The sequence below is a fragment of the Streptomyces sp. NBC_00873 genome (assembly GCF_045207415.1).
Taxonomy (GTDB): domain Bacteria; phylum Actinomycetota; class Actinomycetes; order Streptomycetales; family Streptomycetaceae; genus Streptomyces.
In genome coordinates, this window is record NZ_CP108803.1 from 8,230,285 (window position 1) to 8,242,112 (window position 11,828).

The window sequence follows — 11,828 nt, forward strand, 5'->3', positions numbered from 1 at the left end:
ATGAGCGCCCCGCATCCCACCACTCGGTCCGGGCACCCGCTGGACAACCCGGCCCGCGCCTCGCTGGCCGGACCGCACGCCCACTTCGCCGAACGCCGGGGCCGCGTCCTGCGCTACCCCACCGATGTGGCGCCCTGGCTCGCGCTTCCGGACATCCCGGACGCCGACGACTGGGCCGACGCCGCCGCCCTCGCCGGGCCCGGCGCATCCCTCACCCTCACCGCCCTGCGCGAACCGCCGCCCGGCGACTGGGAGATCACCTTTCACGCCGAGGGCGTCCAGCTGGTCGATGCCGGACTTGCAGCAGCCCCGGATCCGGAGGCCGTCCGCCTGGGTCCGGCAGATGTGCCGGAGATGCTCGCGCTGGTCGAACGCACCCGCCCCGGACCGTTCCTGCCGCGCACCGTCGAGCTCGGCACCTACCTCGGCATCCGGCGCGAAGGGGCACTCGTCGCGATGGCCGGGGAGCGGCTGCACCCGACCGGCTACAGCGAGATCAGCGGTGTCTGCACCGACGAGTCCGTACGGGGCCAGGGATTCGCCGGCCGGCTCGTGCTCGCCGTCGCGCACGAGATCAGGGAGCGCGGCGACATCCCGTTCCTGCATGCCTCCGCGACCAACACGAACGCGATCAGGCTCTACGAGTCCCTGGGCTTCCGGCTCCGCCGCCGGACGTCGTTCCTCTCTGCCGTCGTACCGCGCCGGCTGCTGGAGTCCGGGCGCACCGGTGGTACGGGTGGCGCGCAGGTGGCAGCCCTGCACTGACGTGTGAGCCGTCTCTCCTCCCTGCCGGGTGACGGAGGTCCTGCGGCTGGTGTCGCGGAACCTTCGGCCCGGGACTTCCGGACCTGGCTCGCGCCGGATCGGTCGAGGTCCACGTCGAGACCTACACCCTGGACGAGGCGCCGCCGGCGTACGAGAGGCGGCACCACGGCAAGACCAACGGCCGCGCGGTCAACCTCCCCAACGGCTGACTTCTCCAGCGGTACAGGGGGGAATGCGGGCCGTCGCCGATGGGCGACGGCCCGCACTCTTGTGCTCCGGAGCGATGCGTACGCCAGGTGCTTCGGCGATACTGGCCCGATGGAATTCGTCGCACTGATGACGCTGCCCGGACTGGTGATCGGGCTGACTCTGGTCGCGTTTGTCGACCAGCTGATGCTGCGCGCCGGGCGGGCGGGGGTGCTGCCGTGGCGCAACGGCGCGCGCCAGGGCCAGGTGTCGGCTACCGGATTCGAGCAGCTGCACGCGACCTTCTCGCCGGGCAAGCAGAGCGAACTCAAGGAGCGCCAGAGCGCCCTGCTGCTCCGTGACGACGAGGAGGACGGCGCCCCGCCGAACCGCTCCACCGTCGACCTCGACATCGGCCGCGCCGTCATCCGTCTCGCAGCGGCCACCCCCTCGCAGGGCCCCCGCACGCTCTGAAGGCTGTCCCGTACGGGTGTGACCGTTGGGGCGGCGATGGGGCATGGGCGCGGGTGATCGCAGCGGATGATCCGACGTGGAGTGGACCACCTGGCAACTCGGTTGGCGATCTCACCGGCCCCGCCGACCGCGCGAGGACCCGGTGCAGATCGTGGACGGCTCCCTGGTGCCGACCCGCGACCGCAGCATTTCCGCCTCCAGCAGGAACTATCGGTACTCGACGAACCTGCAGGTCGTGATCGACGCCAACAGTCGCCCAGGTGTGCTGTCCCGGGACAACGGCGTCGGCGTTCTCGCCGGGCGCGCCGACGAGTCGACCTCCTCCGGGGTCACGCCGACCGGTTCGTTCACCTTCGGCGCGGGCACGCTCGGCACGGTCTCGACGCGCGCAGCTCGGCTCGACGTTCAACTGACGGTTGTCCCGTCTGCTCGAACTCACGGTGCGGCACGTGATCGACGGCGGCACGGCTGTGGCTCTCGGCCTCGACGGCCAACTGCTCCACTGCCGCCCAAGGTCGCCCAGCCGGTCCGGGTCCTACGCCGGCAATGCCACAAAATCACTGGACATCGCAGAGGCCGGCGACGAACGTTGGCGGCATGCAGCAAGAGGAGATCTGGGACGGCGATGCTGCCCAGCGCTATGACACGCCCGGCACAGGCATGTTCGCGCCCGAGCTCTTGGGGCCGACCGTGGACCGCCTCGCTGAGCTCGCAGGCGGCGGAGCAGCGCTTGAGTTCGCCATCGGGACCGGCCGGGTGGCCGTACCGCTCGTCGAGCGAGGAGTCCCTGTCACTGGTATCGAGTTGTCGCTTCCGATGGTCGATCAACTGCGAACCAAGGCGGACGAAGCGACCATCCCCGTGATCGTCGGTGACATGGCGACTTCCGTGGCCCCTGGGAAGTACACGCTCGTCTACCTCGTCTACAACACCATTTCCAATCTGCTCACCCAAGCCGAGCAGGTCGAGTGCTTCCGCAACGCTGTGGCGCGGCTGGTGGGCTCGGCGGTCAACACCTTCGAGGAACGGTTCTGCGCGACGACGGTGGGACGGCTGTCGGCGGCGACACGGTCCCGGCTGGACGACCTGATCTCCGAGGACGGTGGCGACGGCGAGGAGAGCAGCGGCGAGAGTACGGGCGGTGGTGGGACGTTCTTCACCGAGTTGAAGGCCGACCCGGGGGCGCTCGGGCTGGACAGTCTGCTGGCGGAGGTGAACAAGCTCCAGCGGGTGCGCGGGTTGGAGTTGCCGCCGGAGCTGTTCGGGGACGTGTCGGAGAAGCTGGTGGCCGTGTGGCGGGCGCGGGCGGCGAAGGAGTATCCCTCGGACCTGCGGGCGGCTGCGCCTCCGGTGCGGTACACGCTGCTGTCGACGCTGTGCCATGTGCGGGAGACGGAGATCGCCGACTCGTTGGTGGAGCTGTTCATCCAGCTGGTGCAGAAGATCAACACGCGGGCGGAGAAGAAGGTCGAGAACGAGTTCACCAAGGAGCTGAAGCGGGTCCGGGGCAAGGAGGGCATCCTGTTGCGGCTGGCGGAGGCGGCGGTCGCGGAGCCGGGCGGAACTGTCCGCAAGGTGATCTATCCGGTGGCCGGGGAGTCCACGCTGAAGGCGCTTGCCGCGGAGGCCGCGGCGAACGAGGCCCGCTACCGGGCCCGGGTGCGGACCGTGCTGCGTTCGTCGTACTCCAACCACTGGCGCCGGATGCTCTCGCCGCTGCTGGGCGCGTTGGAGCTGAAGTGCAACAACACCGCCTACCGGCCGGTGATGGACGCGATCGACCTGCTCAAGCGGTACCTGGACCAACCCATCGCCAAGGAGGGCGCCTACTTCGACGAGGCGGAGAAGATACCGCTGGCGGGGGTGGTGCGGGATGAGTGGCGCAAGGCGGTCGTCGACGACAAGGGCCGGGTCGAGCGCATCCCGTACGAGCTGTGCGTGCTGGTCGCCCTGCGGGACGCGCTGCGGCGGCGGGAGATCTGGGTGGCCGGGGCGAACCGGTGGCGCAACCCCGAGGACGATCTGCCGCCGGACTTTGAGGACAACCGCGATGTGCACTACGACGCGATCCGCCAGCCGCTGGACGCCACCGCGTTCACCGACGCGCTGGAGAAGCGGCTGCGCGACGCGCTGACCCGCTTCGATACGGCGCTGGAGCTGGGCACCACGGGCGGGGTGGAGATCGTGAAGAAGCACGGCGAGCCGTGGATCAAGGTGTCGCCGCAGGGCAAGCAGGAGGAGCCGGAAAACCTCACCGCGCTGAAGGCGGAGATCGAGCGCAGGTGGGGCACCATCGACCTGATCGACATCCTCAAGGAGGCCGAGTTCGCCACCGGCTTCACCTCCGACTTCACCTCGGTCGCCACCCGCGAGGCGGTGCCCAAGGCGGTCCTGCGGCGCCGACTGCTGCTCGTGCTGTTTGCGCTCGGCACCAACATGGGCATCAAGCGGGTCGCGGTCACCGACAAGCACGGTGAATCGGAGGCTGTACTGCGCCGGGTGCGGCACCTGTTCGTCAACCGCACCAACCTGCGCTCGGCGCTGGTGCGCATGGTCAACGCCACCTTCGCGGCCCGTGATGCGGCCTGGTGGGGCGAGGGGACCGCGTGCGCCTCCGGCTCCAAGAAGTTCGGCTCCTGGTCGTCCAACTTCATGACCGAGTGGCACCAGCGCTACCGCGGCCCCGGCGTCATGATCTATTGGCATGTCGAGAAGAAGTCGCTGTGCGTCTACAGCCAGCTCAAGAACTGCTCCGCGTCCGAGGTCGCGGCGATGATCGAGGGCGTGCTGCGGCACTGCACCGACGTGGAGATCGACCGGCAGTACACCGACACGCACGGCGCGTCCATCGTCGGGTTCGCGTTCGCCCACATGCTCGGCTTCAACCTGCTGCCCCGGCTGAAGAACGTCGGCTCCGCGCGGCTGTACCGGCCGGCGACCGGGGAGGACGCAAAGTGGCCGCACCTGGCGCCGGTGCTCTCCAGCAAGACGATCAACTGGGAGCTGATCCGCCAGCAGTACGACCAGATCGTCAAGTACACCACCGCGCTCCGCCTCGGGACGGCGGAGGCCGAGCAGGTCCTGCGCCGTTTCACCCGTGGTGGCCCCAAGCACCCCACCTACCAGGCGATCGAGGAACTCGGGCGGGCTGTGCGGACGGCGTTCATCTGTGACTATCTCGCCGATGCTGACCTTCGCCGGGAGATCAACGACGGCTTGCAGGTGGTGGAGAACTGGAACTTCGCCAACCACGACCTGTTCTACGGCAAGGACGGTGATCTGACCGGCTCGGACAAGGAGAGCCAGGAGGTGTCCATGCTCGCCCTGCACCTCCTCCTGTCCGCATTAGTGCATGTCAACACGCTGCTGCTCCAGGACATCCTGCCAGCGCACCTCGACATCACGCTGCCCACCGTGCCCGGCCCCCGCGCCGCGCCGGATGCCCAAGCCGGTGCCGGAGGACCGGCACCGGACCGTACGGAGGCGTGACCTATCGGGTCAGGCGCAGGTTCCAGCCGCTGGCGCCCTGGTCGTCGTCGTAGCAGACCAGGGCCGGGGCGTAGGTCTCGGGGGCCGGGCGCCCGGCCTTCTCCAGCCCCGGGGCCTGCCGCTTTGTTCAGCCGTGCTCGGGCTCCACCGGGAGCCACAGTTCGGCGTCGGCCTCGGTCTTCTCCGGCGACAGGCGGGTGCGCAGGATCTCAGGGCCGGTGCGGGTGCGGTACGGGTTCGACGGGAACCACTCGGTGAACACGTCCCGCCACAGCTCCTGGATGGCCTGCGGTGCCGGCCCGGAGGTGGTGAAGACCGCCCAGGTGCCGGCCGGGACGGCCAACGTGGTCGTGCCCTCCAGAGCGGCCGGAGAGGTGATGACGCCGTGGTGGTAGTCGAGTTCAGTGCCCTCGGCGCGGCTGGGGTCCAGGTCGTCGCAGACCGCGACGATGCCGTGCGGCTCCTGGTCCGACAGTTTCTCCAGGCGCTCCAGGGTCTGCGGGTCGATCCCACGGACAAAGTCCATGATCGCCTGGTTCGGCCCCGCATGCACCAGCGGTACCCGGGTCTTGAGCCCGACGACGGTGAAGTCCGCCTTGTCCACGATGCGGTAGCGCATACTGCTGCTCCCTTCGATGGTGAGGCGGAAGGCCATCCGGGACTGGGAGTTGAGCGCTGCGCCGGTACGCCGGGCCTCGCCCGGTCCGATGCCATGCATGGCACGGAACGCCCGCGCGAACGCCTCGCCGGAGCTGTAGCCATAGCGCACCGCGATCTCCAGCAGCGTCTCACGTCCCGCGAGTACTTCGGCGCCTGCGAGGGTGAGCCGACGGCGTCGGATGTACTCCGACAGCGGTATGCCCGCGAGCGCGGAGAACATCCGGCGCAGGTGGTACTCAGAGGTGGCCGCGAGGCGTGCCAGCTCCTCCACGTCGACGGCCTGGTCGAGATGGCACTCGATGTGCTCCATGGCCTGGTTCAGCCGCTCCAGCATGCCCGGCCTCCTTCCTCTTCCCTCACGGCCACGCCTGCGATGGCCGTGAGGCACGTTTACGCTGCGTTGCGGCCGGTGCCGTCCCCGTCCGGACCGGGGGTGTCCTGTCCCAGGCCCCGGCGGATCGCGATCTCCACGGGTGAGTACGTGCCGTCGGCCCGCTCCAGTTCGTACGGCGCGGCCGGCATCAGCGGCGGCTGGGCCATGAAGCGCGGCCGCACCCCATGGTGCGGTTGCGCCGCGTGCACCAGGAACGGATGGCACAGGAAGACGTCGCCCGGGGACCCGGTGGCGAGGGCGAGTGGCCGGTGGTCGGACGCCGCCACCAGATCGGGCGCGAGGGTCAGCCCGCTCGCCCCGTCCTCCCCGTACTTCTCCAGCACCTTCGGCACGTCGAGGTGTGAGCCGACCCGGATCCGGGTCGGGGCGTCCTGTTCACCGACCTCGCTGAACAGGAACAGCATCAGCAGCGCCCGGCCCTGGGAGCGCAGATTGGTGAAGTACCAGCTCTCGCCCTCCGGCAGATAGCTCCCCTCGATGTGCCAGCCCGCGTCGTCCGGTTCCTCCTCGTGCGGGAAGCGCAGCGGGAACGTGCCCAGCGAGTAGCGCGGCTCCCAGCGTCCCGCGCCGACGAGCAGGTCATACGCGCGCTGCAGGGACGGGGAGTTGGGTGCGGCGGCGAACGGCCCCTGCGCCATGCCGGCCACCCAGTGCACGGGCCGCGTCCACGTCGCCGGATCGTCCGGGTCGCAGCCCGTCTCCCGCCACAGCAGCCGCGCACAGTCCGCGGCCACGCGCGGCGCGACAGCGCCCTCCAACTTCACGAAGCCGTCGCGGAGGAAACGGGATACCAAGGTCGTGTCATCCATGCCCCCATCGTGCGGCGACACCGGCCCCGATCACCCGACATTCTCCGCACCGCCTTTGTCGGGTGATCACCGGAGCGCGGTCAGGCGGCGCACCGCCTAGCCGACCGTGATCAATCTCAGCGGCACTTCCAGTACCGCAACTACACCCGCTCTTCCTCGTATGTACCGAAGGGGCCCGGCAAGCCGGGCGCGACGCCGAGCTGGGCCGCGCCGCCCTTGGCCCGATGGAAGGCGGGGATCACTTGCTGCCCTCCAGTTGGCGCGGGACCCGGGAGGTCCGCAACTCCTTGAGGTCCGGGATGTGGTTGTAGAGCGTGCCGACCGAGACGCCGAGGATCTTGGCGATGGTGGTGACGCTGTTCTCGGGGTTGGGCAGCATGTCCCGGGCCGCCCGGATGAGGTCGTCGTTGACGACCGACGGCCGCCCGCCGACCTTGCCCCGGGCGCGGGCGGCGGCCAGGCCCTCGTGGGTGCCGGCCACGATGAGTTCGCGGATGAACTCGGCCAGCGCCGCGAAGACGTGGAAGATCAGGCGCCCGCCCGGGGTCGTTGTGTCGAGCGCCTCATGGAGGGACTGAAAGCCGATCCCGCGCTCGCGGAGTTCGGCGACCATGTTGACGAGGTCCTGGAGCGAGCGGCCGTACCGGTCGAGGCTGGGCACCACGAGGGTGTCGCCGGGGTCGAGGAAGGCGTGGCACGCCTTCAGCTCCGGGCGCAGGTCGTTCTTGCCCGACTTCTTGTCGGCGAAGATCTTGCGGCAGCCTGCAGCGGTGAGGGCGTCGATCTGGCGGTCGAGCTTCTGCCCGCCGGTCGACACCCGGGCGTACCCGATCCGGATGTCGGTGAGGACCGCGGGTGAGGCGACGAGGAGTTCGGACGGCTCCAGGGGCGCGTTCATGCCCGCGATCCTCTCAGAAAGCGGTGTCCGAAGGTTCTTGAGGAGTCCAAGTTTCTGAAGGAGTTTTTGAAGGCCCCCGAGGTGTTTTTGATCTTGAGCGGCCGATCTTCAGAAAACGATGGTTATTTGAGGGCGTCCGCACCGTCCCCCAACCTTCGATTCCCGCCGGCCCATGAAAGGGTCTGGACTTTGCATGGGCGCCCTGTAATAGTTCAATTGTGTCAGAGCGTAGGGCAGTCAAGGAAGTTGGAGGGGTAACCATGGCGATCCGGATCCGGCTCGGCGACTACGAGCGGGTGACCAACGACGCGCTCGGCCGCAGCGCGATCGGCTACTTCCCCCGCATGACCGAGGCCGAGGCCATGGAGGCCGGCCGCGGCGTCTGGCTCCTCAACTCGAAGGTCATCAGCCGCGAGCGGTTCGTACTCATCACCGATCGCGGCCAGGGCCTCGTCCGCGCCGTCGCCGAGATCACCGGCATCACCGAGCACGACACCGACCGCGGCCGCAAGAAAGCCCTGGAGGCCGACCTCCTCGGCCCCGGGCACCCGATGTACGACGCGTACATCAACCAGCTCGACCCGCTCGACAACGCCTCCCGCAACAGCATCGCCTACGGCGACCTCCCCGAAGAAGGCCCCTTCCGCACCCACGACTGCGCATGCGGCTGCGGCGAGACCACCACCCACGACTTCGTCCCCGGCCACGAACTCCGCGCGATCCAGGCCCGCGTCCGCGAACACTTCGGCGGCTCCGCACTCGCCTTCATCACCTGGCTCGACACTGAACTCCCGCCCGTCAAACAGGCCGCGTGACCTGAGCGCTCCGCCCGACACGACTGAGGGCCCGGGAACATCCCGGGCCCTCAGTCGCAACTCTCAGCTACATGTCGTCTGGTGTCAGCTTCGGGAGGACAGGGCCGTCTACCGGCGGACGGCCCGTAGCCTTCACAGCGGGAAACAGAGGCCCGAGCACGGCCCACGCCTCATCAGAGATCACGTCACGCGACACAAGCACAAGGCTGCGCCCGACGACTTCGAAGACCCCCTAGCAACACGCTCCGAGGCTGACCGAGACTCGTTGCCCGCGCGCACCACGAAGCGTCTACTGGTCAGACGGGATCGGTGAACGAGATCGGCTTGCCGGTGGCGTGGGCGTATGCGATCTCCCTGCTCGTGGACTCGCCGATATACCCGCCTGGGTTGACGACCAGAACCCGGTCAGCCAGGTCGATCTTGCGCAGGTGGAGGGCGTCCAGCGCGGTCTTCTGCTCGTTGGTGATCAACTCGTCTGCTTCGTGATCCTCGGCGCGCAGGAAGACGCCTGGCGCGACGACGATGACACCTGCGAAGGTCAGATCACGGTTCGCCGCGCTCATCTCGTCCACGAACCGGGTAGAGCCGCAGATGCAGACAATCTCAGGTCGGTCGGGCACGGCTCAGTCCTTCGGGTCGAACGGGAAACCGTCAGTGTGCGCGTAGACATCACAGACGGGCATACGAGCCAACAGTTTACGCAGCGAGATGGACACCACGCGGCTGCACCGTCGCAGGCGGGAGGCGTGGCCCGTGCTGGGAATGACGCTGCTCGACGCCGAGGTCTGGGGTGCACCCGGCTCACCAGCTTCCTTTAGCAACACGGCCTAGACTCCGGCACCATGACGGCCGCCACTCCCGTATCGCCATTCCCGGTCGCGCCTGCCGGCCTGACCGACCGGGCCAGAAGGTTCGTCGAGGTGGACGGCGTTCGTGTTCCTCGGCAGGGCCTCGGGCAGCACCGAGAGAGGTGGATCGAGCACGGGGTCCCGGCGGTGGAGATCGACCGGGCCGCGGCCTTCCAGGACCGTTGGGGCGGTCTTGCGCTGCCGCCTGCCCCGTTCTACGAGGGCGGTCCGCGCATCCTGGGCGCCGATTGTCCCGAGGGCTCGGCCGCTGAGGGCTGGTTGTTTCCGGCGGGAAGCTGTCGGGTGTCCATGTCCTACGGATTCATGATCGGCTCCGACGGCGCATTCGGGATTGATGCCTACCGCTGGGCACCGCTGCATGCCAGCACAGACGGATGGGTGGAGTCCTTGGCGCTCGCCGCCCATGCCGGTCGCTGGGCCAAGACCGTGACAAGGATCAAAGGGAAGGCCGTCGAGTCATTGGACCTCGTTGGCTTCGAGCCGGTGCCTGAAGTACAGGGCGTGACGGACACGTGGTGGCGGGGCAAGGACTCGCTCATCGCCCTCTACCGAGGCGAGGCCGTCGGCATGGACGCTCCGCGATGCCTTGAAGCCCACGTGTACGGCGGCCTCGACGAGTGGGGGCTCCACGGCGGCTGATCGCCGACACCACCGAATCTCAGCACCTACTCGGCCGGGCGGCCCGCGCCATCGCGCTCAGTCGCATCGAGCTGAGCAAGGTCCCTGGCTGGAGGAAACAGCTCAACGCCGGCGACAGGTCGGCCGACCAACCCGAGCAGGTGCCAACAATGATGACCAAACGGTACCAACTATCGAGACCGGAGGGGAGCATCGCGCCTGCTCGGCGGGCTCCGCTGGTGTCATCTATCGCGACCAGTCACACTCGGGACTCCTTGAGCCCATGCTCGGCCGCCTGCTCGGGAGTGTAGAGGTAGAGGCTTTCGCGAAGCGCGTCAGCGAATGCCTCGAAGGCTTCCCCGTTCCGTGGCTGAACGGGTGGAGGGAAAGGTAGGTCGCTGGAGCGACGGGGCCATATCCGGGCGACGGAGAGGTGGAACTCACGCGCGTGCTGGATGACGACGTCCACGGCCGGGAAATAGACGTAGATGCACAGATGCCCGATCTTCATGGGGCAGAAGAACCCGACCGGCTGGGGGGTGTCAGGAGTGGATACACCTGTGAGGTCAATCCTCACGGTGTGACTGGTGACGGTGGGGTTGCGTTCAGGACAGGACCCCAGCCAGACGCGCGTTCCACCAGGAATCGCTCGGTGAGTACGCATTCTCCGGAGCTGATGGGACGGCAGGAGGGGCTCCTGCTGAACCTGGTCGGCCATCATCGCTGTCTTTGTGGCCCAGAGCGCGATCTGGCGTTGCTGCTGGAGGGAGATGAGATCAAGGTTCTGCCGGATGATCAGTGGTTCGAGGACTTCCTTGGAGGATGTTTCAAGCTTCGACATCCAGCCGTTGTTGCACGGGGCACACACCTTCTTGACCGTGAAGTCCAGGCCCAAGCTCTCTCTGGTCACCTCGTAGGCGCCCGCCCCATAGCGGGCCTGTTCAGTCTGCTGTCGCCCTGGCGGAAGATACTGGTTCAGCCACTGAGGGAAGACATGTTCTCTGGTGACAGGAGAACTGCCGCAGAAGACGCAGGACATCAGCAGATCGTAGCGAACGAGGTCCGGTGGGGCTCCGCACCGCCGAAGGCCGCTACACCACGGTGCCCACCCGGTCTCGCCTGAAGTGCTCAACCTGCCAACTGACACTAGGTCGGAGGGCAGACCGAGGGCATGCCGAGCGGAACTTGGCTCGCGCGGCGGGCGAATCGGGTGGCGTCGGCGTGCTTTTGACGTAGCAGCTGGAGTGTGAGATCGATGCCCTCGATCTCACCTTTCCACCCCTCCTGCTCGGCACGTTCCCGTCGGCCAAGGAGGTCCTGCTCGATCTCTTCAAGCCGAATGATCATTTCGGGGTTCACCTGCAGTACAGGGCATCGGATGCAGGCTTCTCTGAACTTGCGCTGGTGAGGTGATCGAGTCAGGAACGCCCGTGTTCGCGGTTGAGTTCGTGGTAGCCGCGAAAGTCGAAGAAGCGCAGGCCGTCGATCACTGCTCCAGACAGGATCTCCGGCAGGGTCCATGGGTGGGTGGTGTAATCGTCCGTTGCCACGCCTCCATGCTCAAGCAGCAGAGCGATCATCTGGTGAACCTCTGCGGTGCCGTCGATCCGCCCGGAGATGTCGATCTGCACCGCCCAAGTGGGGTGATGTCCGATGGCCACTTCGAGGATCGCAACATCCTCAGGATCCCAGTCGGAGAAGAGGTAGCCGGTCTGCTCATCGTCGGTGTCGATGTAGAGGTTGCCGTCCAGAGTCCACGGATGGCGCTGCTCGGGCAGATGCCGATCGAGCGAGGCAACGGTCTCAGCTCGCTCACCTGTGGGAAACACGAAGACAGTTCGCATGGCTTGG

Annotated in this window: 12 protein-coding genes and 2 pseudogenes; 7 read left to right on the forward strand and 7 right to left on the reverse strand. The window is 67.8% G+C overall.

What is annotated here, in order from left to right; genetic code table 11:
- From OH809_RS37985 to OH809_RS38005, 5 genes and pseudogenes are all read left to right on the forward strand, one after another.
- Positions 1-765 (forward strand): GNAT family N-acetyltransferase, encoded by a 765-nt coding sequence (locus OH809_RS37985; protein WP_406416657.1) that lies wholly within the window; start codon positions 1-3, stop codon positions 763-765.
- A gap of 80 nt (positions 766-845) precedes the next feature.
- Positions 846-974, forward strand: a pseudogene (locus tag OH809_RS37990) (NAD(P)-dependent alcohol dehydrogenase); the annotation flags it as partial.
- 109 nt (positions 975-1,083) lie between these two features.
- The gene (locus OH809_RS37995) at positions 1,084-1,425 is read left to right on the forward strand and encodes a DUF6191 domain-containing protein (protein ID WP_406416655.1); all 342 of its coding nucleotides are present in this window, start codon (positions 1,084-1,086) and stop codon (positions 1,423-1,425) included.
- 75 nt (positions 1,426-1,500) lie between these two features.
- Positions 1,501-1,681 (forward strand): annotated as a pseudogene (locus tag OH809_RS38000) (IS5/IS1182 family transposase); the annotation flags it as partial.
- A gap of 341 nt (positions 1,682-2,022) precedes the next feature.
- Positions 2,023-4,914: a Tn3 family transposase gene (locus tag OH809_RS38005; protein ID WP_406416653.1), complete on the forward strand. Its 2,892-nt coding sequence runs from the start codon at positions 2,023-2,025 to the stop codon at positions 4,912-4,914.
- Positions 4,915-5,041: 127 nt separating this feature from the next.
- On the opposite strand, the gene OH809_RS38010 is transcribed toward OH809_RS38005, so the two are convergent.
- From OH809_RS38010 to OH809_RS38020, 3 genes are all read right to left on the reverse strand, one after another.
- On the reverse strand, positions 5,042-5,908 hold the full coding sequence (locus OH809_RS38010) for a GyrI-like domain-containing protein (protein WP_406416651.1): 867 nt from the start codon (positions 5,906-5,908) through the stop codon (positions 5,042-5,044).
- Between the two features lie 56 nt (positions 5,909-5,964).
- Complete coding sequence (locus OH809_RS38015) at positions 5,965-6,777, reverse strand: phytanoyl-CoA dioxygenase family protein (protein ID WP_406416649.1); 813 nt, start codon at positions 6,775-6,777, stop codon at positions 5,965-5,967.
- A gap of 238 nt (positions 6,778-7,015) precedes the next feature.
- A complete protein-coding gene (locus OH809_RS38020) occupies positions 7,016-7,675 on the reverse strand; it encodes a recombinase family protein (RefSeq protein ID WP_406416647.1) in 660 nt (219 codons plus the stop codon).
- Positions 7,676-7,935: 260 nt separating this feature from the next.
- Here OH809_RS38020 and OH809_RS38025 point away from each other — a divergent pair, with 260 nt between their 5' ends.
- The gene (locus OH809_RS38025; RefSeq protein WP_406416645.1) at positions 7,936-8,490 is read left to right on the forward strand and encodes a hypothetical protein; all 555 of its coding nucleotides are present in this window, start codon (positions 7,936-7,938) and stop codon (positions 8,488-8,490) included.
- Positions 8,491-8,786: 296 nt separating this feature from the next.
- Here OH809_RS38025 and OH809_RS38030 read toward each other — a convergent pair whose 3' ends face one another.
- Positions 8,787-9,110: a hypothetical protein gene (locus tag OH809_RS38030; protein ID WP_020574400.1), complete on the reverse strand. Its 324-nt coding sequence runs from the start codon at positions 9,108-9,110 to the stop codon at positions 8,787-8,789.
- Positions 9,111-9,332: 222 nt separating this feature from the next.
- Between OH809_RS38030 and OH809_RS38035 the strand changes: the two genes are divergently transcribed.
- Positions 9,333-9,998 carry a hypothetical protein gene (locus OH809_RS38035; RefSeq protein ID WP_406416643.1) on the forward strand — a complete coding sequence of 222 codons (666 nt, stop codon included), beginning with the start codon at positions 9,333-9,335 and terminating at the stop codon, positions 9,996-9,998.
- Positions 9,999-10,236: 238 nt separating this feature from the next.
- On the opposite strand, the gene OH809_RS38040 is transcribed toward OH809_RS38035, so the two are convergent.
- The 3 genes from OH809_RS38040 to OH809_RS38050 form a co-directional block, all read right to left on the reverse strand.
- Positions 10,237-11,016, reverse strand: coding sequence for a hypothetical protein (locus tag OH809_RS38040; protein ID WP_406416642.1), 780 nt, complete (start codon positions 11,014-11,016; stop codon positions 10,237-10,239).
- Between the two features lie 107 nt (positions 11,017-11,123).
- On the reverse strand, positions 11,124-11,324 hold the full coding sequence (locus tag OH809_RS38045) for a recombinase (RefSeq protein WP_406416640.1): 201 nt from the start codon (positions 11,322-11,324) through the stop codon (positions 11,124-11,126).
- Between the two features lie 71 nt (positions 11,325-11,395).
- Positions 11,396-11,821: a hypothetical protein gene (locus OH809_RS38050; RefSeq protein WP_406416639.1), complete on the reverse strand. Its 426-nt coding sequence runs from the start codon at positions 11,819-11,821 to the stop codon at positions 11,396-11,398.
- Positions 11,822-11,828: the final 7 nt, after the last annotated feature.